Origin of the sequence: Streptomyces sp. NPDC057694 (assembly GCF_042799415.1) — a bacterium.
Classification (GTDB): Bacteria; Actinomycetota; Actinomycetes; order Streptomycetales; family Streptomycetaceae; genus Streptomyces.
Window position 1 is genome coordinate 327272 of record NZ_JBHVIX010000006.1, and the last position, 21108, is coordinate 348379.

Sequence of the window (21108 nt, forward strand, 5' to 3'; positions counted from 1 at the left end):
ATCCGGATCTTCGACGTACTGGGAGACACCCGCATGACCACGATAGGCATCGTCCTCGGCAGCACCCGCCCCGGCCGCGTCGGGCCGCAGATCGGGGAGTGGATCGAGAAGGCGGGGCGGGCGCGGACGGACCTGGACGTCGAGGTCGTCGATGTCGCCGCGTACGGCCTGCCGCTGTTCGACGAACCGCGCTCGCCGCGGCTCGGACAGTACGAGCACGAGCACACCCGCGCCTGGGCCGCCAGGATCGACTCGCTCGACGGGTTCGTCTTCGTCACGCCCGAGTACAACCGGTCGATCCCCGCCGCCCTGAAGAACGCCATCGACTTCGTGTACAACGAGTGGAACAACAAGGCCGCCGGGTTCGTCGGGTACGGCAGCAACGTCGGCGGGGCCCGCGCCGTCGACCACCTGCGGCACATCGCCGGGGCCGTCCAGCTGTCGGCCGTGCACACCCAGCTCCACCTGTCGTTGCAGAGCGACTTCGAGCAGTACGCGACCTTCGCGCCCGCCGAGCGCCACGAGGCGGCGCTGCAACAGATGCTCACCGAAGTGCTCACCCTGAGCGAGGCGTTGGCGCCGATGCGACAGGGCTGAGCCGCGCCGTGGTGAGCGAGGTGGGGCTGGCTCTCGTCGTCGCGGTCGCGGGATGCGTCCAATGGCTGACCGGGATGGGGTTCGCGCTGGTCGCCGCGCCCGCCCTGGTGCTGCTGCTCGGCCCCTCCGACGGGGTGCTGCTCGCCAACTGTGCCGGGGGAGTGGTGAGTTGTGCCGGGCTCGTGGGCGGCTGGCGGCGGGTGCGGCCGCGGGACATGGTGCCGTTCGTGGCAGCGGCCGTGTGCACGGTGCCGATCGGTACGTGGACGGCGGCGCGGCTGTCCGAACCGGTGCTGATGATGGTGTTCGGCTCGCTCGTGTGCGCGGCCGTGGCGCTGGTCGCGCGGGGCGCGCGGATGCCGGGGCTCGGCGGGACCGGGGGCGCCGTGGTCGCCGGGGGCGCGGGCGGGTTCATGAACGCGGCGGCCGGGGTGGGCGGGCCGCCGTTCTCCCTGTACGCCGTGAACGCGGGCTGGCCCATGCGGGAGTTCGTGCCGAACGCGCAGTTCTACGGCGTGGTGGTGAACGTCGTGTCGGTCGCCTCGGGCGGGCTGCCGGGGCTCGGGGCGCGGGCGTGGGGTGTCGCGGGCGGGGCGCTGTTCGTGGGGGCCCTTGTGGGGTGGGGGCTGGCGGGGCGGGTGCCGGAGCGGGGGATGCGGTGGCTTGTTCTGGGGTTGGCGTTGGGGGGCGGGGTTGTGGCCGTGGGGAAGGGGGTGTGGGGGTTGTAAGGAGCCCGGGGGTGGGTGGGATCTCCATCGGCGCAACAGATACTGCGGGCCCCTTGCGTACAGGTCAGGCTGCCAATGACCGGACGTAGGCGGAGGTAGGGCATGGCAGCGGCGTGGGTGCGACGCGTTCTTCTGGGGGGACTGGTGCCCCTCGTCACCATCGCGGCGTCGGGCTGCGGCTCGGGGCCGGCACAGGACAGCGGTGCGGCGCGGGCCGTCGCCGCGCCCCGGGCCGCGGGCGGGGCGTTCACCCACCCCGGGGTGCTCGTCGGCAAGGACCAGCTGGCGGCCGCCCGCGACCATGTGGCCCGCAAGGAAGAGCCGTGGCTGTCGGCGTACCGGGGGATGAGCCGCAGCAAGTACGCCGCGCTCGACTACAAGCCCAAGGCGTACGAGACGGTGGAGTGCCCGCCCGACACCCGCCCTGGGCAGGGCTGTGTGGAGGAGCGCGAGGACGCCATCGCCGCGTACACCCAGGCCTTGCTGTGGAACATCACCCACGACAAGACCCACGCCGAGAAGGCCGTCGAGATCATGGACGCCTGGTCGGACAAGGTGAAGCGGCACACCGAGGGCAACGCCGGGCTCCAGACCGCCTGGGCCGGCAGCTCCTGGGCGAAGGCCGCCGAGCTGATGCAGTACACGTACGGCGGCTGGCCGGACGGGCAGGAGCTGAAGTTCCAGCGGATGCTGCGCGAGGTGTACCTGCCCGTGGTGCAGCCCGGCTCCGCCGACTTCAACGGCAACTGGGACCTGGTCATGGCCGACGCCACCATGAACATGGCCGTCTACCTCAACGACCACAGCGCCTTCGACAAGGCCGTGCACCACTTCCGCGCCCGCGTCCCCGCCTACTTCTACCTCTCCTCCGACGGAGCGCTCCCGGTGAAGCCCGAGGGCAGCGACATCGACACCCCGGCGAAGCTGCGGACGTACTGGTTCGGGCAGAGCACCTTCAAGGACGGCCTCGCCCAGGAGACCTGCCGCAACTTCAAGCACGCCAGCTACTCACTGGCCGCCACCTCGCACATCGCCGAGACCGCCTGGCACCAGGGCGTCGACCTGTACGGCGAGGTGAAGGACCGGCTGGCGGCCGCCCTCGAGTTCCACTCCAAGTACCAGCTCGGCGCCGCCGCCCCGTCCTGGCTGTGCGGCGGCAAGGTGCAGCGGGACATGGGACCCGACACCGAGGTCGGCCTCAGCCATCTGCGCGGCCGGCTGAAGATGGATCTTCCGCAGACCGAGAAGCTGACCCGCAAGGAGCGGCCCGAGGGCACCGACGACCTCTTCGTGGCCTGGGAAACCCTGACCCACGCGAGCGCCGCGTAGCCGATTCGCGTTCTCGTCCCCCGATGGCGTAGAGTCAGGTTTACCGACGCGGGGTGGAGCAGCTCGGTAGCTCGCTGGGCTCATAACCCAGAGGTCGCAGGTTCAAATCCTGTCCCCGCTACTGAAGGCCGAGGCCGGAATCTCATCGAGATTCCGGCCTCGGTTCTTTTGCGCGTCCGCCACCCGTACGGCCCACACCAGGTCGCCTCCGCCGCGCTCCGCGGGAACCCTTGACGAGACGCCGGAAACCGGGCGCGGACGTGGCAGGAGACGAACGGTGGGGAAGCGCGGAGGGCGGCACAGATCGGTGGCGGACAGCGTCGGCACCCGGTGGTTCCTGCGCGTGCTGCCGGTTCTGCTGATCGTGGGCGGCGCCTGCTACGAGTACGTCACGCCCTCCGGCTTCTCCGGGGCTCCGCTGTTCAGCGCGGCGCCCCTGGTCGCCGCCCCGTTCTTCCCGCTGCGCAGCACGATCCTGGCCGGGCTCGGGTCGATCCTCGCCATCCTCGTCGTGCACTTCAGATACACCCAGCGGGTCGGCACCGACATCGTCACCGAGATGGCCACCGTGGCGACCGTCTGCGTGCTCGCCTGCTTCATCAACCAGATCGTGCGGCGCAGCAACGAACAGCTGGACTCCGCCCGGCGGATCGCGCAGGCCGCCCAGTTCGCCGTCCTGCCCGAACCGGCCGACCGGATCGGCGGCCTCGCCATCGCCGCGCGCTACGAGGCCGCGCAGGCCGGCGCCTTCATCGGCGGTGACCTGTACGCCGTCCAGGACACCCCGCACGGGGTGCGCATCGTCGTCGGTGACGTCCGGGGCAAGGGCATGGGCGCGGTCTCCGCCGTCGCCGTCGTCATCGGGGCGTTCCGGGAGGCCGCCGAGCAGGAGGGCAGCCTGGAGGCGGTCGCCCTGCGCCTGGAGCGGGCCCTGGCCCGCGAGGGCACCCGGCGCGACGGCATCGACGACTTCGAGGGCTTCACCACCGCGGTGCTCGCCGAGATCCCGCACGGCGACTCCCGCGTCCGCGTCGTCAACCGCGGCCACCCCGAGCCGATCCTGCTGCTCGACGACGGCACCGTACACATGATCCCGATCGTCGACGGCGTGGGGGCGCTGCCGCTCGGGATGGGGGAGCTGGGGTCCTGGCCGGACCGGGTCGCCGAGGCCGAGTTCCCGGCGGGGGCGACGCTGCTGCTCTACACCGACGGGCTCTCCGAGGCGCGGGACGCCGCGGGCGTCTTCTACGATCCGGCGGCCCGGCTGTCGGGGCGGATCTTCCCCGGGCCCGAGGAACTCCTCCTCTCCCTCGCCGCCGAGGTGCGCGCGCACACCGGGGGCGGCGCGACGGACGACATGGCGCTCCTCGCCGTACGGCGGCCGTGACTCTCCGCAGATGCCGCGGATAACAATTGACGAACCGTCAGAAACGTGGCCGGTTCACACCGTCGGTCAAGTCGACCCGTTCCGCCCGGCCTTGACCCGTTAAATCCCGGGCCAGGACGTGAACGATCAGTAGGAAGAGCTTGGAATTACTGTCGGCTGTCTATTAACGTTCGATAACGCAGCGCGGTCGTCCCAGCCGTCACCAGCGATGGCTCCGCGCGCACGCGCTTAATCCCGCAAGGGAGCCGGGGAACCACCAACTTGGGGTGAATCGGGCATCTTTTGGTGCTCGTAGGAGACCTTCCTGCTCCGAACCCGTCAGCTAACCCGGTAGGCGAGAAGGAAGGAAAGGAGAGCGCCCCCGTGGCGTCGAACCGGCCTGCCCCCGAGTTCTCCTCATTGAAGGATCCGTCGAACGACGCGTTCGGCCCCCAGCCGGAGAGCTGGGAGGAGTGGAACCCCACCGAGGAGTCCGTCCGCCCCGTCCGCGGCAGGCACCGCGTGGCCCGCCAGCGCGGCGGCCTCGCACGCAGCTCCACCGTTCTCGGCGTCGGCGTGATCGCCGCCGTCGGCGCGGGCGGCATCGCCACCGCGCAGGGCGGCAAGCCCGCCGTCCACATCTCCATGCCGGACCTCTCGGCCGTGAAGGACTCGCTGCCCGCGGCCAAGTCGCTGCCCGGCGTCGGCGCGCTCATATCCGACGGCTCCGACAGCTCCGACTCCGGCGCCGCCGCCACCCCGCTCACCACGGTCGGCAACGGCACGTCGGACGCGGGCGAGGCGCTGCGCACCCGGATCCTGGCCCAGGCCGAGACCCAGCAGGACGCCGCCGACGCCGCCGCGAAGAAGGAGGCCGAGGAGGCCGCCGCCAAGAAGGCCGCCGACGAGGCCGTCGCGAAGAAGGAGGCGGCCGACAAGAAGGAGGCCGCCGCCAAGAAGAAGGCGGAGGAAGAGGCCAAGAAGAAGGCCGAGGCCGAGCGCCTCGCCAAGCTGGCCAAGAGCTTCAAGCTCCCCGTCGCCTCCTACACGATCACCGGCACCTTCGGGCAGCCCGGCGCCATGTGGTCCTCCGGCTATCACACGGGCCTGGACTTCGCCGCTTCCACAGGTACCCCGATCTACGCCGTCCACTCCGGCACCGTCACCGAGGCCGGCTGGGCGGGCGCGTACGGCTACCGCACGGTCATCACCCTCGACGACGGCACCGAGCTGTGGTTCTGCCACCAGTCGTCGATCAATGTCAGCGCCGGCCAGAAGGTCACCACCGGCGATGTCATCGGCCGTGTCGGCGCCACCGGCAACGTCACAGGCCCCCACCTCCACCTGGAGGTCCACCCCGGCGGGGACGCCACCGGCATCGACCCGGCCGCCTGGCTGCGCGAGCGGGGCCTGACGCCCTGAGGGGCCTTCTCCGAGAACTCCGGCGGTCCTGGCGGCAACCCCCCGACGCCAGGGCTGCCGGTTTTGCCTGCCCTTGAGACGCGTACCGCCGTCCCCACGGAATTCCATGCTCCGGAAGGGTGTTGGACTGGAGCATGACTTCTTCCGTACTTCGCCCCCTCGGCTCCTCCGGCCTCGACGTCTTCCCGCTCTGCCTCGGCGGCAACGTCTTCGGCTTCACCGCCGACGAGGCCGCCAGCTTCGAGGTGCTCGACGCCTATGTCGCGGGCGGCGGCAACTTCATCGACACCGCCGACTCGTACTCGTCCTGGGCGCCGGGCAACAAGGGCGGTGAGTCCGAGACCCTCATCGGCCGGTGGGCCAAGGCGCGCGGCCGGCGCGACGACGTCGTCATCGCCACCAAGGTCGGCCGCCACCCCGACTTCCCCGGCCTGCGCGGCGACAACATCAAGGCCGCCGCCGACGCCTCGCTGCGCCGCCTCGACACCGACTACATCGACCTCTACTACACGCACTTCGACGACGACGAGACGATCCCGGTCGACGAGATCATCGGCGCGCTCGACGAGCTGGTGAAGGCGGGCAAGGTGCGGCACATCGCCGTCTCCAACATCTCGCCGGAGCGGCTCCAGGAGTCGCTGGACTTCTCCGACCGCGAGGGCCTGGCCCGTTACGTGGCCATCCAGCCGCACTACAACCTCGTCTCGCGCGACACCTACGAGGGCGCCCGCCAGGACATCGCCTCCCGCGCGGGCCTGGGCGCCGCCCCGTACTGGTCGCTGGCCTCCGGCTTCCTCACCGGCAAGTACCGGTCCGGCGTGAGCGTCGACAGCGTCCGCGCCGACAAGGCCGGCCCCCATCTGGAGACCGAGCGCGGCCAGAAGGTCCTCGTGGCGCTCGACGAGGTCGCGCAGGCGCACAACGCCGAGGTCGCCACCGTCGCCCTCGCCTGGCTCGCCTCCCGGCCCACCGTCACCGCCCCGATCGCCTCCGCGCGCACCGCCGCGCAGCTGCCGGCGCTGATGGCCGTCGCCGAGCTGGAGCTGACGGAGGCCGAGCTGGCGCGGCTGACCGAGGCGTCGGCCTAGGGTGCGCAGCTAATACCGGTACGGGTTGTACGCGGGGCCGTGCGTCATCGGCGGGCCCGCGTACACCGGCGGGCGCCACATCGGGGCCGCGGACCGTGAGCCGTACGCGAGGGCGGGCCGGGCGGCGGCGCGCCGCTCCCACAGCGCCTCGAGCAGCTCCCGCTCCCGTACGACGAAGTCGGCGCCGGCCCGGCCCCGGCGCCCGCGGCGCCGCAGCAGCGCCAGGGACGTCGCGTACGACTCGTACGCGGCGACCGACTCCGCCGCCTCCCTGCCGCCGTAGTGCGTGGCGAACTCGCGTGCCAGGCGCCGCGCCTTGAGCGAGCCGAGCGCGAACGGCTCGGGCGGGGTGAGCCAGCCCGCCGCGACATACGCGGGCAGCTCCTCGCGCACGGTGCGCAGCTCGCGCTGGCGCACGTACACCGCGAGCCAGGTGATCAGGCCGAACACCGGCACCATGAAAGCCGCGTAGACGGCGAAGAAGCCGTACTCGCCGAGCGACGACGAGCCGTTCCAGAAGGCGTGCATGCCCATCGCGGCGAGCAGGCCCGTCAGCGGCAGCAGGAGGCGGCGGACCGGGCCCCGGTCGCGCGCGGTGACCGCCGCGATGCCGAAGCCGATGCCGGTGAGCACGGTGAAGAGCGGGTGCGCGAACGGGGACATCACGACGCGCACGAAGAAGGTGGCGGCGGTGACCGAGCTGAGGCCCGGTCCGGTACCCGCCAACTGGTCGGTGCCGAAGGCGTTCCCGAGATAGAGGATGTTCTCGGTGAACGCGAAGCCGGTCGCGGTGACCCCGGCGATCACGATGCCGTCGACGACGGAGCTGAAGTCCCGTCTGCGGAAGAGGAAGACGAGCAGCACGGCCGCCGCCTTCGCGGACTCCTCGACGATCGGGGCGATGACGGTGGCGCCGAGGGTGTCGGCGCCGGTCGGGTCGGCGGTGGCGGTCTCTATCCAGCGCGTCGCGAAGCTGTTGGCGACGATGGCTATCAGGGCCGCGGCACAGGCGCCCCACGCGAAGGCGAAGATCATGTTCCGCCAGGGACCGGGCCGCACCCGGTCCAGCCAGCGGAACGCGGCTATCAGGAGCGGGACGGGCACGACGGCGAGGCCGAGCCCGACCAGAAACCCCTCGGTGCCGGTCTGTTCCCGCACCAGCGCCGCGATCACCACCCCGGACACCGCGAGCAGCGTGGCGAGCGCCGTGACCCGTACGCCCTTCCGCTCCCACCAGCGCGGGTGCCGGACCGCGCCGCCCGGGGGTGTGCCGAGGGCGTGGTCGTGGTGGGGCTGGTAGGCGGGATACGGATCCACAGGTTGACCCTAACGAGGGATGACGGTCCGCGCGACGGGGTCCTGAGACAGGCTGCTACTTCCGCCGGAACAGCAGGTCGTGCACCACATGACTCTTGTCCAGGCCCTTGCCCTCGAAGCGGGTCAGCGGCCGGAACCCGGGGCGCGGGGCGTACCCGCCGTCCGCCACCGTGTTCTCGTAGTCGGGGTGGGCGCTGAGCACGTCGAGCATCTGCTCGGCGTAGTCCTCCCAGTCCGTCGCGCAGTGCAGGACCGCCCCGGGCTTCATCGGGCCCGCGACGAGGGAGAGGAACTCCGGCTGGATCAGGCGCCGTTTGACGTGCCGCTTCTTGGGCCAGGGGTCGGGGAAGAAGACGCGTACCCCGTCGAGGCTGTCGGCGGGGAGCATCGAGCGCAGCAGGATGATCGCGTCGCCGTTGGCCACGCGGACGTTCGTGAGGCCGTTCTTGTCGGCCAGGTTGAGCAGATTGCCCTGGCCCGGGGTGTGCACGTCGACGGCGAGGATGCCGGTCGTCGGGTCCTCCGCCGCCATCTGCGCCGTCGCCTCGCCCATGCCGAAGCCGATCTCCAGGACGATCCGGTCGACACCGGGAGCGCCGTCCCGCGCGAAGAGCGCGGGGAGGTCGAGCACGCGCTGTCCGTCGACGTCCAGGCCCCACTGGCCCCACAGCCGCTGCAGCGCGTCGCTCTGCGCGGTGGTGACCCGGCCGCGGCGCGGCTGGAAGCTGCGGATGCGCCGCTCGTGGTGCGAGTCGGCGGGATCGGGCTTGGGGCCGTCGGGGAACCGGGGCTCGTTCGGGCGCGCGGGCGGCGCCGACTGCTCGGCCGGCTCGCTCGGCTCGGGCGTCACGGACGTGGGGTGCTCAACAGACTCAGACACAGTGGGGAGATTTTACGCGTCCGGCGCTCGCGGCGCGGATCGCCGCCGCCCGCCCGGACGGCCCCCGGTCCCCGCCCGGACGGCCCCCGGTCCCCGACCGGCCGGTCACAGCGCGCCGAGCGCGTCCAGGGCCCGCCGGGCCACCTCTCTGCCGATGGGGAGCGAGGCGGTGGCGGCCGGCGACGGCGCGTTCAGCACATGGACCGTGCGGGCGCCCTCCCGGATCAGGAAGTCGTCCACGAGGGTGCCGTCCCGCAGGACGGCCTGGGCGCGCACCCCGGCGGGGGCGGGCCGCAGATCGTCCGCCGTGACCGCCGGGACCAGCCGGCGCACGGCGGCGGCGAACGCGGACCGGGACGCGGAGCGCCGCAACTCCCCGGCCCCGTACCGCCAGTGCCGCCGGGCGATGTGCCACGATCCGGGCCAGGCCAGCGTCCGGGCCAGCTCCCGGGGCTGCACGACGCCCCAGTCGTAGCCCTCACGGGCCAGCGCGGGCACCGCGTTCGGCCCGACGTGGACGCCGCCGTCGATACCGCGGGTCAGGTGCACGCCGAGGAACGGGAACGCCGGGTCCGGCACCGGATAGACGAGCCCGCGCACCAGCTCGGGCCGGGCCAGTTCGAAGTACTCGCCCCGGAACGGCACGATCCGCATCTGCGGGTCGTCCCCGGCGAGGCGGGCCACCTGGTCGCACTGCAGCCCCGCGCAGTTCACCAGGACGCGGCCGCGCACGATGTCCCCGGTGCTCGTGCGCACCGCGACACCGCGGTCGGGGCGCCGGTCGATCTGCAGGACCTCCGCGCCGTAGCGGATCTCCGCGCCGGAGGCCTCGGCGAGCCGCTCGGCGACCGCGCGGTAGTCGGCGATGCCGGTGGTGCCGACGTGGATGGCGGCGAGGCCGCGCACCTCGGGCTCGTACTCCCCTATCTGGGCGGGGCCCAGCTCGCGCACCGGAATCCCGTTCTCCCTGCCGCGCTGGACCAGGGCGTGCAGGCGGGGGAGCTCGGCGCGGCCGGTCGCGACGATCAGCTTTCCGGTGACCTCGTGCGCGATCCCGTACTCCGCGCAGAACTTGACCATCTCGGCGGCGCCGCGCACCGCGAACTCGGCCTTGAGCGACCCGGGGCGGTAGTAGATCCCGCTGTGGATCACCCCGCTGTTGCGTCCCGTCTGGTGCCGGGCGGGGCCGGACTCCTTCTCCAGGACGACGACCCGGGTGCCCGGCGCGATCCGGGACACGGCATAAGCGGTGGACAGCCCGACGATCCCGCCGCCGACCACCACCACGTCCCCGTCATACGCGACCGTCCCCACCGGGCCTCACCTCCACTCCCAGCATCTTGCCCGACGCCACTGACAATGCGGCGGGCCGCCCGTCCCCGGCCGGTCCGCCGCTCCGCGCCCACCCGCCGGGCGCCCTTACGCCGGTGCCACCAGCAAGGGACGCGCCCGCTCCCGCAGCTCGGCGACCCTGGGCTCGTCCCCGTAGGGCTCCAGGCGGTGCAGCAGATCCCGCACGTACTCGGTGGTCCGCGCCGAGGAGATCCGTCCGGCCACCTCCAGCGCGCGCGTGCCCTGCTCGCAGGCCGCGTCCAGGTTCCCCGACTCCAGCTCCGCGACGGCCGACACCACGAGCCGCAGCCCGTGCGAGCGTACGAACTCCTCCGTCGGACGCGAGAGCGCCTGCTCCGTGAATCTGCGTACTTGCCGGGGCGCCTTCAGGTCCCGGTAGCACTCGGCGGCGTCCGCGGCGAAGCGGTCGTACGAGTAGAAGCCCAGCCACGAGGGATCGCTGTCGCCCTCACGGGCCCGCTCCAGCCAGCCTTCGGCGGCCCGCAGCGCGGTGCCCGCCGCCTGCGCGTCTCCGGCGCGCGCGTGCGCGCGTGCCTCCACGAGGCGGAAGAAGCTCATGGTCCGCGCGGTGGAGAGACCACGGTTGCGCTCCAGGGCGGCCTGCGCCAGGTCGACGCCCTCGTCCCCGAAGCCCCGGTAGGTGGCCTGGAGGGACATGGAGGCGAGCACATAGCCGCCGAGCGGCACATCGGCGGCGGCCCGCGCCAGCCGCAGCGCCTGGATGTAGTACCGCTGGGCCGCCTCCTGCTGCCCGGTGTCGAACGCCATCCAGCCTGCGAGCCGGGTCAGCTCGGCCGCGGCCCCGAACAGCGAGCGCCCCACCTCGTCCGAGTACGAGCCGAGCAGCAGCGGCGCCGCCTCGACCCGCAGGCACTCCGGCACCATCGACGAACGCCAGTCGCCGCCGCCGTACTTGGAGTCCCAGCGCCGCGCGTCCTCCGCCGCCTCGCGCAATTTCTGTACGTCGCTGTGGCCGACCTTCTGGACCTTCGAGCCGTCCTCGGTGCTCTCCGCCCCGGCGGCCACGTGCGGCTCGCGCGCGACCGACGAGTCGGCCGGTGTTATCAGCCACCGGGAAGCGGGCGTCGCGTAAGCGCTCACCGCGAACGATCCGGCCAGCGACTGCCAGATCCCGCCGCTGCCGGCCCGCCGCCCGGCGAGGTCGAGGCGGTACAGCTCGGTCGCCGACTTCACCGCCGCACGCACGTCGCGCGGGAAGGCGAGACCCACTTCGGGCGCGGGGTCGGCGTCGGCGAGCCCGATCTCGTGCAGCGGCACGGGACGGCCCAGCTTCTGCCCGATGGCCGCGGCGATCAGGTGTGGGGCGGCGCCCTGCGGCACCATGCCCTTCGACACCCACCGCGCCACCGACGTCTTGTCGTAGCGAAGCGTCAGACCGCGCTGGCTTCCTAAATCGTTCACGCGCCGCGCGAGTCCGGCGTTGCTGATTCCCGCGAGGGCGAGAACGGCGCCGAGTTTCTCGTTCGGCCCGCGTTGCTCCCTGGACATGCGCCACCCCTCGACACAGACGGCTGCCGCGTCAGGCGTCACCCAGACTGATACTGACCACTTCGGTGTGGCATAACCGCGCGGCATTCGTACACCCAGCGTAGTTCGCCGAATCCCAAGCGTTAAGGGTCGCTATTCCGGATGGCGGGATTGTTGTCCGCACTGAAGTACGGCGCAGGCCACGCCGTGTGACCGTGTGCTCCGTGCGTGGTGCCGTGCGCCCGTGCGTGCGCTCTTACTCGGACACCCGCGGAGGGCTTCCATGGAACCTGCGTGGGTCGGCCCGCTGTACTGGATCCAGTGGGCTGGGGGACACCGCCGCCTTCATCCCCGCGGGCGGCGGACCGGTCCGGGAGGCGGTGTGCGCCTCCCGGACTGTGCGTTGCACAGTGCGTTGCGCGCTGTGGCCGAAGCGGGGTGTCCACCTCCGGCCATCCCGGGCCGATTTGGCCGAAAGTCGCCCCTGCCGTCCTATGCGGGCCAGGTAGTACCACGGTTCAACCACGGCTCGAACAGGGCGCATTGGGGGGAGCGTACGCCATCTCGCGCTCTGCACTTGCCCCTTCACTTGGCCCCTCCTGAGCGCCTCCTTCGTGGCAGCATGGGGACCTCTTGGTTGTCCACAGCTTGTGGAGGCGGCGATGCGGTGGTTGGTGGGGTGGAGCAGTACCGCCCCTGGAGCCGTTGCCTTCGACTCCGCGGGGGCCATGGGCAAGGACGGCGAAACGGTACATCCGGTGGGCTCCCAACTCCTGTGGGGCGACCCGGATCCGCTGTGGGCGGTGGGTGACTGGCGCGCCGACGAGGTGCGCGTCGTCAGTGCCGACGACCGGACGCGGATCGCGGTGCTCGGCGTGTGCGGCGCCACCGACGAACAACTGAGGGTGGGCCTGTTCGCCGCGCGGGGCGGCGCCCTGCGCCACCTGACGGCCTGGCCCGGCAGCTACACCGCGGTCGTCCAGGTGGGCCGCCGCGTCATGGTCGCCGGCGATCTCGCGGGCGCCCGCCCGGTCTTCTACACGCCCTGGGCGGGCGGCACCGCCTACGCCACCGCCGCGCTCCCGCTCGCCGACCTCATCGAAGCCCACCTGGACGTCGGGCACTTGGCCGCGCTGCTCGCCGCCCCCGACGTCCCGGAGGCGCTGCACGACTCGACGCCGTACCAGGGCGTGCGCCGCATCCCGCCGGGCCACGCGCTGATCCTGCGCGCGGGCGCCCGCGAGATCGCCGGTTACGAGCCCGTGGCGTCCCTCGCGGTGGCCGCGGCACCCGCCGACCCGGACCGCGCCGTGGACGCCGTCCGGGAGGCCCTGGTGGACGCCGTACGGGCCCGCCTCGCCGCGCCCCGGCACATCCCCGGCACCGACCTGGACCCCGGACCCGTGCCCGGCATGGGGCCCGCCGCGCGCCGGGCCGCCCGCGGCATGCCGGTGCCCGGCATCGGCGCCGACCTCTCCGGCGGCCCCGCCTCCGGCACCCTCGCCCTGCTCGCCGCGGGCCTGCCCGGGATGCCCGGCACGGTCCTCGGGCACGGCACCGGCGCGGGCGAACGCCTCCTCGCGGTCACCTTCAACGACCTGTCGACCACGACGATCCACCGCGAGGCCGAACTCGAACGCGCGGGGGCGATCGCGTCCAACCCCCGCCTGCACCACGTGGTGGTGACCGGGGGCGAGGAGACACTGCCCTACGCGGACCTCGACGGCCCGCTCACCGACGAACCCAGCGCCACCCTCGTCTCCGCCTCCCGCCACCGCGCGCGCCTCGCCTCCGGCAGCGCCGACCACTTCACCGGCTACGGCGCCCGCCAGGTCCTGGACGCCCACCCGGCCCGCCTCGCCGACCTCCTGATGGACCGCAGGCGCCGCCACATGGTCCGTCCCGTGGCCGCGCTCACCAAGGCCGAGGGCGGCTCGCTCCGGGTGCCGGCGCGCGTCTACGGAGCGGCCAGAAAACTCGCCCGCACGCCCTACAAGACGGGCCTGGACCACCTGGCCGACCGCCTCCTGCAACGCAGCTTCGACGAACCCGGCGGTGCCGTCGGCGCCTCGCTCGCCGCGCTCGCGTGGGCCAGACCCGGGCCCGCCGCCCGCTGGCTGACCGGCGAGGCACTGGCTGAAGTATCGGTTCGCCTCCAGGAGGGCAGGGTCCGCCCCGGCATGAGTCCCGGGCAGCGTCCCGGCGCGTTCCGGGCCCGCGCGGCCCTCGCCCGGCACGCGGCGGACCTGCGCATCCTGGAGCAGGCCGCCGAGGTCCGCTCCCAGCGCCTGCACGCGCCCTTCCTCGACAACGCGGTGGTCCGCGCCTGCCAGGCCCTCCCCGAGGCGCTGCGCGTCCAGCCGGGGGCCCGCGCGGTCATCCTGCGCACGGTGCTCGAAGGCGCGGGCGTCAGGGACCTGCCGCACGGCTGGGGAGCCCCCTCGCACGCGACGGCGGCGGCCGCGGCCCGCACCGGCCTTCGCGTCTCCGCCGACCACCTCATCACCCTCTTCGACACGCCCCTGCTGGCGCAGACCGGCCTGATCGAGGCACGCGTGGTCCGCAAGGCGCTGCGCGCGGCGGCCGACGGCGAACCCCTCCCGCTCGACGGCCTCGCCGACCTCGTCGGCCTGGAACTGTGGCTGCGCCGCCTCATGGCCCGCCGAGGCACCTGCTGGACCGGCACCCCGGCCCGCGCCCGCGCCGTCCCAACGGGCAGCGTGGTCCCGGAACGAGCCTTGGGCGCGGGCCCGCGCTGACGCGGCGCCTTGCTGCGTCCGCCGCGGCTTTACCTGCTTGCCCCGCCGCCTTGGGCAATCTGCCGCCAGGGGCGGCAGGGTGGGCAAGGCGGCCCCCCAGCGCGGGGCGAGCGCTTCGGCAGGCCCGAGCCCCAGCCCCGCCCGCCCGGCCCACGGCCCCGCCCGACCACCCCACGGCCCGGCCCCGCAGAACCACCCCAGGGCCGCGCCTCGCCGAGCACCACAAACCCCGAGGCACAGCCCCGCCCGCCCGGCGACAATGTCCCGGTGCAGTACACAATCCTGGGAACCACAAAGGCGTACGACAACGAAGGCACCCCCGTCCCCGTAGGCGGCCCCCGCCTCCGCGCCCTCCTCACATCCCTGGCCCTGCACACCCCCCGCCCGGCCCCGGTCACCACCCTCATCGACGACGTCTGGGAGGACGCCCCGCCTGCCGACGCCCCGGCCGCCCTCCAGGCCCTGGTGGGCCGCCTGCGCCGCGCCCTGGGCAAGGACGCCGTCACCTCCGAACCGGGCGGCTACCGCCTCACCGCCTCCCGTGACGACATCGACCTGTACGTCTTCGAACGCCTGGCCCGCCAGGGCACCGCGGCCCTGGCGGCACACGACCCGGAGACCGCGGCCCGCACCCTGCGCGAAGCCCTCGCCCTGTGGCACGGCCCGGCCCTGGCCGACCTGCCCGGCCACACCGCGGCCACCCGCCCCGAGGCCCAGCGTCTGGAGACCACCCGCGCGCGGGTCCAGGCCGACCTGGATCTGGGCCGCGCCCCCGACCTCGTACCGGAACTGCGGGAACTCACCACGGCGCACCCCTACGACGAGCCGCTGCACGCCCTCCTCATCCGGGCCCTGCGCGCGACGGGCCGGCGGGCGGACGCGCTGGCCGCGTACGAGACGGCCCGCCGCACCCTGGCGGACGGCCTGGGCACGGACCCGGGCCCGGAACTGACCGGTCTGCACACCGAGTTGCTGACGGAACCGGCGGCACCACTCGCCACACCCGAACCACCAGCCCCCGCCGCCACGGAGAGCGCCCCCCGCCCAGGAGCCCGCACCGGCAACCTCCGCCCCCGGCTGAATTCGTTCGTCGGCCGGGAACCCGAACTCGACGCGATCCGTTCCGACTTGCGAGGAGCACGCCTGGTCACGCTCACGGGCCCGGGCGGCTCCGGCAAGACCCGCCTGGCCGAGCAGGCAGCAGCCCCCGAGCCCCAGGCCTGGCTGGTCGAGCTGGCGCCGCTGGACGACCCGCGGGGAGTGCCGGGCGCGGTCGTCAGCGCACTCGGCCTGCGCGAGACGGTGCTGATGACCACCGAGCTGTCGGGCCTGCACGACGACCCGACCAGGCTCCTCCTCGAGCACTGCGCCCATCGCGGCCTGCTCTTGATCCTTGACAACTGCGAGCATGTGATCGACGCGGCGGCGGAGCTCGCCGAGACCCTGCTGACGCACTGCCCGGGGCTCACGATCCTCGCCACCAGCCGTGAACCCCTGGGCGTTCCGGGGGAGTCCGTGCGCCCGGTCGAGCCGCTGCCCCCGGACCCCGCCCACCGCCTGTTCGCCGAGCGGGCCGCCGCGGTCCGCCCCGGTTTCGATCCCGCTCAGGACGCCGACGCCGTCGCCGAGATCTGCCGCCGCCTGGACGGCCTGCCGCTCGCCATCGAGCTGGCGGCGGCCCGCCTGCGGCTGCTCACCCCGCGCCAGATCGCCGACCGCCTCGACGACCGTTTCCGCCTGCTGACCAGCGGCAGCCGCACCGTCCTGCCCCGCCAGCAGACCCTGCGCGCCGTCGTCGACTGGTCCTGGGACCTGCTCGACGACAGCGAGCGCACCGCCCTGTGCGAGCTGTCGGTCTTCGCGGGCGGCTGGACCCTGGAGGCCGCCGAAGCCGTCTGCTCCCCGCCCGGTGGCGCCGAAGCCGTCGGCTCCCTCGTGGACAAGTCCCTGCTGATCGCGGCCCCGGGCGACCGCGGGCTGCCCGGTATGCGCTTCCGCATGCTGGAGACCATCCACGAGTACGCCACCGAGCGCGCCGCCGAGGCGCCCGAGCTGCGGCTGGCCGCCGAGCGCCGGCACCTCGCGTACGTGCGCGCCCTGGCCGCGCAGGCCGACCCCAAACTGCGCTCGGGGGAGCAGCTTCCGTGGATCCAGCGCCTGGAGACGGAGCTGGACAACATCAGGGCGGCCCTGACCCGGGTCACGACCCAGCCCGCCCTCGTCGACGAGGAAGCGGCGATCGACCTGGCGCTGCACATGGGCTGGTTCTGGTGGCTGCGCAACTACCGCCCGGAGGGCGGCGGTTGGGTGCAGACCATCCGCGGCATGCTGACGGACGACATCGAGCCGGGAGACCCCGAGGACCCGCTCTACTGGCCGCGGATGAAGCTGCGGCTGCTCGCGCTCTTCCTCGTCACCGAGTCCACCCCGCAGGAGGTCATCCGCAGCGAGGACGACCGGGCGTACATGGTGCGGGTGCGGACCGCCTTCGAGCCGCCGAGCCCGCAGGGCGCCACTTTCCCGGGGATCATCTGGCCGTTCACGCTCTTCGTCCTCGAAGGAATGGTCGATGTGCGCGAGGCGCTGGACCGGGCCGTCGCCAACTGCCGTCGTTTCGGCGGGGACTGGGAGGTCGGCGTCACGCTGATGTTCCGTACCCACACGGTCGTGGACATGGCGGGTCAGATGGAGGGCGTCGACGAGGACCTCGCCGAGCTGCGGGACATCAGCCGCCGGGTGGGCGACCGCTGGATGCGCGCCCAGGTGTGCAGCGCGGCGGCCGAGGTCGCCATGGGGCGCGGCAGCTACCGGGAGGCGCAGGGCGAGTTCGAGGAGGCGCTGCGGCTCGCCTACGAGGTGGGGGCGTACGCGGAGACCCCGTTCCTGATGGCGCGGATCTCCGAGATCGCCTACCGGGAGGGCGACCGGGACGGCGCCCGCAAGGCGCTCGACGCGGCGAGCGAGGAGGCGGATCGGTACGGGATCGCCGACACGGCGGCCTTCATCGGGGTGCTGCAGGCCCATCTGGCCCTGGCCGAAGGGGAGGTGGCCCGCGCGCGCGAGCTGTGCGACAGGTCCCGCGCGGTGGCCGAGCAGAGCACACCGCCCCCGCAGTTCGGCGCGTCCCTCGGTCTGATCGACGCCCGCGTCACGGCGGCGGAGTCGGGCCCCGAGCCCGGTCTGACGCTCCTCACCGACGCTCTGCGCGACGCGCTGGCCGGGCGCTGCGCGGAGAGCGTCGTCGCGGGGCTGGTCGACGTCGGGGCCGAGCTGCACGCGCGCCGTGACGACGTGGCGCGCGCGGTCCGGCTGTTCGCGGCGTCGGACGGGCTGCGCGACGGCAAGCCCCGGCCGCTGCCGGAGCGCGACGAGTGCGCGGCCGTGGACGCCCGCGCGCGGGCCGAGCTGGGCGACGCGCGGTACGAGGCCGAGCGCGCGGCGGGCGCGGCGCTCACTTCCGAGGAGCTCCTGGCCGAGGTGGCGGTACCCGCCGGAGAAGGCTGACCGCCGGGCACGACAGCCGCCCCGAAGAGCCCGGCCCGCGCCCGGTCAGCCGCAGCTGAACCGGGACTCCGCCCAGTCCGCGACCGCCACCGCACCGCCCGGCCCCTCCGGTTCGACCACGAGCCGGATCGTCCGGTGCCCGCTGAGGTTCACATGCACCGGCACCGCCGGATCATGGCCGTGGACCACCGGCGACTGCCAGGCGCGCGCCCCGTCGACGTACACGGAGAACCGGACGGCGCCCAGGCCGAGCGTCACGTCGTCGACGCCGACGAAGGCGTCGTACGCGGTGCAGGTGCGGTTCAGATCGACGGTGACCGAGGACCGGGAGTGCACCGAGACGCCGTGCGCGTACTGCTTGCGGGCGATCGACATGCCGTAGCGCTGCCAGACCCAGCTGCTCTCGGCGAGCCGGATCTCCGGCTTGTCGCCGTCGCCCGCGACGCCGTAGGCCAGCGTGCTCAGCTGGTAGACGGCGGGGGCGGGCGGGGGAGTGGGCTTCGGCCTGGGCTTCTGCGGGGTGGGCTTCGGTGTCGGTTTCGGCGTGGGCCTGGGCTTGGCCGGTTTCGGCTCGGGCTTGGGCTTCGCCGATGGCGTCGGTGTGGGCTTGGGGGTCGGAGTCGGCGTCGGCGTGGGGGTCGGCTTCGGCTCGGGCGGAGGCGGCTTGGGCGTCGGCTTCTGCGGCGCCGGCGTGATCGGCTGCGAGACCGGCGGCTTCTCCTTCCGCGCCTCCGGCTCCTGCTTCGGCTCACCGCCGGTGAGCGCGATGGCCAGCGCGGCGGCGGTCGCGGCCGCCACCACCCCGGCGGCGATCCCGGCCTTCGCGGGCGCGCCGAGCCCCTCGGACGCGGCGGCGCCGGCCGCGCCGCCGGACGTACCGCCGCTCGCCGCGGCGGCCGCACCGGCGCCCGCCGCACTCGCGGCGCCACCGCCGATGAAGGCGGCCGCCTTCGCGTACCCGGCGGCGCCGAACCAGCCGATGACGGCGATCGGCACGACCCCCGGGATCCCGCTGGCGACTTCCTTGATCTGCCCGGCCGCGAGGCGGCACTTGGCGCACTCCTCCATGTGCTTGCGCAGGCCCCGCTCGGCCCGCGTGCGCAGGCTGCCGCGCGCGTAGGCGCCGAGCCGGTCCGCGTACCGGGAGCACTCCTCGGACTCGGTGAGGGTGGTCGAGACGTGCGCCTGGAGGTAGGCCTCCTTCAGGCCCTCGCGGGCGCGCTTGGCGAGCACCCGGGTGCCGTTGGCATCGAGTCCGAAGAGGGTGGCGACGTCGCTGGGCGACTCGTCCTCGACCTCGGTGTGCCACAGCACGGCCTGCCAGCGCTCGGGCAGCGAGCGGAAGGCCTGCATGGCCATCGACTGCTCGGCCTCCTGCATGGCCCGTACGTCCGCGCCGAGTTCGAGCGTGTCGTCGTCCAGGACCTCGGTCGACCGGGAGGCCTGGTCGGCGAAGAGGGCGAAGTCGTCGACGAGCTGCTCGCGCTTGGCCGACTTCGTCCATGACGCGGCGACGCGCCGCACGGTGGTCAGCAGATAGGCGCGCACCGCGTGCTCGGGCCCGCTGCCGCCGCGCACGGCCTGCAGCATGCGGGCGAACACCTCGGCCGTCAGGTCGTCGGCGGTGTGCCCGTCGCGGCAGCAGGTGCGGGCGTAACGGCGCACGGCGGCGGCGTGCCTGCGGTACAGCTCCTCGTACGCGCTGTCGTCGCCCGCGCGCATCCGCCCGATCAGATCGGCGTCGGACGGCGGCCTGTCACCGCCGTCGGCGGCGGCGGACACGACCTCGCGCTGAGCGGGTACGGACACATCGGCATCTGTCAGGGGAACCGCGGCGGGTCCGCCGCGGGCCCGCTCGGGGCCGCCCTGGCTCGGTACCTGCTGCGCGGTGAGGTCCTCCGCGTCCGTCCCCCCACCGTCGGGCCGCTGCTCGCCCTGCCCGTCAACGCTCATCGCGGAAGCCCCCGCCTGCCCACTCACGGCCGATCACCGGGAAAGCGTGCCACACGGGAAGTGCGCGGCGGATGTGTCTGCACGGCAACCACTCATCCGTGGAGATTTCCCGTACCCGAGCACTACGTGTCACCCGGCCGGGGCGACGCAACCAGCCGTTTTCGCACATGAGTTGACCGCGGGTGACCTGATTCGGTCACCCGCGGTCCAGGCCGTTCGACGAAGCCCTCGGCCTCTGCCGTCCTGTGAGCGGACGGGACGCGCTATGCGGGCCGCGAGCGCAGCCCTTCGAGCAGGATGTCGAGCAGCCGGGCCGAGGCCGCCGCCTGCTGCGCGGCGTCCGGCAGTGACGGCGCCGCCGTCGCGATGACGAGCAGCACGTCCGACACGGTCACATCGGCCCGCAGCTCACCGGCCTCCCGGGCCCGGTCCACCAGATGCCCCACGACCTCCAGCAGCGCCGCGGCCCCCGAGTCGTCGGGGCCCAGCGCGTCCACGGCCTCGTCGCCCGGTGTCGCCCGCCGCTCCACGAGCCGCAGTTCGGGCGCGCCGCTGCGCTGTTCAGGAACCCGCGCCTCGCCCCGTACGGCATCCTGTGCGGGCTCGTCGGCCACGCCCACCCGCAGCACCTGCGGCGGAAGCAGCCGGCCCGCGCCGGAGGCGACCGAGGTCCGCAGGAAGCGCGAGAGCGCCGACCACGGCTCGTCCTCCTGCCCGAGTGCCGTCCGTGCCTGGTCGGTCAGCCGGGAGGTCTCCTCCTCGGCTATCCGTCGCACCAGTACGTCCTTGCTGGGAAAGCGCCGGTAGACCGTGCCCACGCCGACGCGGGCGCGCCGCGCCACGTCCTCCATGGGTGCGCCGTACCCCAGCTCGCCGAAGACCTCGCGGGCCGCCCGCAGCACATGCTCCAGATTGCGCTGGGCATCCACCCGCAGCGGTGTCGAGCGCGAACTGTCGCCCGCCGCCCGTCCGTTGGCCCCACCCGAGGCGCCCGACGGCGCGACGGCTGACGCAGAGGTCCAATGAGTGTCCTGAATGTGCATATGCGTTCCCCCGGTAATGACGTCTCCCCCCGGAGACACTCCCCGCCATTGTCCGCCGGAGCGTGAGGAACAGACAGTGATTTCCGGGCCCGACCCTGCGGGCCCGTCAGTGCATCCCCCGACACCCCGACAGCACACGAACATAGTTGAGCCGGAGTCAATTCAGAAGGGGCAGGTTCCGCACGGAGCGCCCCCCGAACGGAGTACGCGCCGATTCCGCCCCGATTGCACCCCTCGCGCCCACCCCCGTGCCCCGCGCTGACCTGCGGATATTTCCAAAA

Annotated in this window: 14 protein-coding genes, 1 tRNA gene and 1 riboswitch; of the genes, 9 read left to right on the forward strand and 6 right to left on the reverse strand. The window is 73.4% G+C overall.

Going from position 1 to position 21108, the window contains the following annotated elements; all coding sequences use genetic code 11:
- Positions 1-33 precede the first annotated feature (33 nt).
- From ACFVDP_RS17785 to ACFVDP_RS17815, 7 genes are all read left to right on the forward strand, one after another.
- Entirely contained in the window at positions 34-597 is a 564-nt protein-coding gene (locus tag ACFVDP_RS17785; RefSeq protein WP_383490358.1) for an NADPH-dependent FMN reductase, read from the forward strand.
- A 20-nt stretch (positions 598-617) separates the two neighbouring features.
- Positions 618-1325, forward strand: a complete 708-nt coding sequence (locus ACFVDP_RS17790) for a TSUP family transporter (protein ID WP_383490361.1) — start codon at positions 618-620, stop codon at positions 1323-1325.
- 102 nt (positions 1326-1427) lie between these two features.
- Complete coding sequence (locus ACFVDP_RS17795) at positions 1428-2654, forward strand: alginate lyase family protein (RefSeq protein WP_383490364.1); 1227 nt, start codon at positions 1428-1430, stop codon at positions 2652-2654.
- Positions 2655-2701: 47 nt separating this feature from the next.
- Positions 2702-2775, forward strand: a tRNA-Met gene (locus ACFVDP_RS17800).
- A 156-nt stretch (positions 2776-2931) separates the two neighbouring features.
- Complete coding sequence (locus ACFVDP_RS17805; protein ID WP_383490367.1) at positions 2932-4041, forward strand: PP2C family protein-serine/threonine phosphatase; 1110 nt, start codon at positions 2932-2934, stop codon at positions 4039-4041.
- 215 nt (positions 4042-4256) lie between these two features.
- A riboswitch (cyclic di-AMP (ydaO/yuaA leader) is annotated at positions 4257-4393 on the forward strand.
- An 11-nt stretch (positions 4394-4404) separates the two neighbouring features.
- Positions 4405-5442 (forward strand): M23 family metallopeptidase, encoded by a 1038-nt coding sequence (locus ACFVDP_RS17810; RefSeq protein ID WP_383490370.1) that lies wholly within the window; start codon positions 4405-4407, stop codon positions 5440-5442.
- Between the two features lie 134 nt (positions 5443-5576).
- Positions 5577-6530 carry an aldo/keto reductase gene (locus ACFVDP_RS17815; protein WP_383490373.1) on the forward strand — a complete coding sequence of 318 codons (954 nt, stop codon included), beginning with the start codon at positions 5577-5579 and terminating at the stop codon, positions 6528-6530.
- 9 nt (positions 6531-6539) lie between these two features.
- Here the strand turns inward: ACFVDP_RS17815 and ACFVDP_RS17820 are convergent, their stop codons facing one another.
- From ACFVDP_RS17820 to ACFVDP_RS17835, 4 genes are all read right to left on the reverse strand, one after another.
- The gene (locus ACFVDP_RS17820) at positions 6540-7847 is read right to left on the reverse strand and encodes a PrsW family intramembrane metalloprotease (RefSeq protein WP_383490377.1); all 1308 of its coding nucleotides are present in this window, start codon (positions 7845-7847) and stop codon (positions 6540-6542) included.
- Positions 7848-7902: 55 nt separating this feature from the next.
- The gene (gene trmB / locus ACFVDP_RS17825; protein WP_383490441.1) at positions 7903-8697 is read right to left on the reverse strand and encodes a tRNA (guanosine(46)-N7)-methyltransferase TrmB; all 795 of its coding nucleotides are present in this window, start codon (positions 8695-8697) and stop codon (positions 7903-7905) included.
- A gap of 135 nt (positions 8698-8832) precedes the next feature.
- The gene (lhgO, locus tag ACFVDP_RS17830; RefSeq protein WP_383490380.1) at positions 8833-10041 is read right to left on the reverse strand and encodes an L-2-hydroxyglutarate oxidase; all 1209 of its coding nucleotides are present in this window, start codon (positions 10039-10041) and stop codon (positions 8833-8835) included.
- Positions 10042-10146: 105 nt separating this feature from the next.
- Complete coding sequence (locus ACFVDP_RS17835; protein ID WP_383490383.1) at positions 10147-11589, reverse strand: MFS transporter; 1443 nt, start codon at positions 11587-11589, stop codon at positions 10147-10149.
- Positions 11590-12230: 641 nt separating this feature from the next.
- Between ACFVDP_RS17835 and ACFVDP_RS17840 the strand changes: the two genes are divergently transcribed.
- On the forward strand, positions 12231-14327 hold the full coding sequence (locus ACFVDP_RS17840) for an asparagine synthase-related protein (protein WP_383490386.1): 2097 nt from the start codon (positions 12231-12233) through the stop codon (positions 14325-14327).
- A 267-nt stretch (positions 14328-14594) separates the two neighbouring features.
- Positions 14595-17831 (forward strand): BTAD domain-containing putative transcriptional regulator, encoded by a 3237-nt coding sequence (locus ACFVDP_RS17845; protein ID WP_383490389.1) that lies wholly within the window; start codon positions 14595-14597, stop codon positions 17829-17831.
- A 45-nt stretch (positions 17832-17876) separates the two neighbouring features.
- Here the strand turns inward: ACFVDP_RS17845 and ACFVDP_RS17850 are convergent, their stop codons facing one another.
- Both ACFVDP_RS17850 and ACFVDP_RS17855 read right to left on the reverse strand, forming a co-directional pair.
- Entirely contained in the window at positions 17877-19784 is a 1908-nt protein-coding gene (locus tag ACFVDP_RS17850) for a sigma-70 family RNA polymerase sigma factor (protein ID WP_383490392.1), read from the reverse strand.
- A 263-nt stretch (positions 19785-20047) separates the two neighbouring features.
- Positions 20048-20827: a TetR/AcrR family transcriptional regulator gene (locus ACFVDP_RS17855; RefSeq protein ID WP_383490395.1), complete on the reverse strand. Its 780-nt coding sequence runs from the start codon at positions 20825-20827 to the stop codon at positions 20048-20050.
- Positions 20828-21108: the final 281 nt, after the last annotated feature.

Coding starts and splice junctions, on each gene's coding strand:
- ACFVDP_RS17795 (WP_383490364.1), top strand. CDS start 1,428: ATGGCAGCGGCGTGGGTGCGACGCGTTCTTCTGGGGGGACTGGTGCCC.
- ACFVDP_RS17850 (WP_383490392.1), bottom strand. CDS start 19,784: ATGAGCGTTGACGGGCAGGGCGAGCAGCGGCCCGACGGTGGGGGGACG.
- ACFVDP_RS17815 (WP_383490373.1), top strand. CDS start 5,577: ATGACTTCTTCCGTACTTCGCCCCCTCGGCTCCTCCGGCCTCGACGTC.
- ACFVDP_RS17785 (WP_383490358.1), top strand. CDS start 34: ATGACCACGATAGGCATCGTCCTCGGCAGCACCCGCCCCGGCCGCGTC.
- ACFVDP_RS17835 (WP_383490383.1), bottom strand. CDS start 11,589: ATGTCCAGGGAGCAACGCGGGCCGAACGAGAAACTCGGCGCCGTTCTC.
- ACFVDP_RS17840 (WP_383490386.1), top strand. CDS start 12,231: ATGCGGTGGTTGGTGGGGTGGAGCAGTACCGCCCCTGGAGCCGTTGCC.
- ACFVDP_RS17855 (WP_383490395.1), bottom strand. CDS start 20,827: ATGCACATTCAGGACACTCATTGGACCTCTGCGTCAGCCGTCGCGCCG.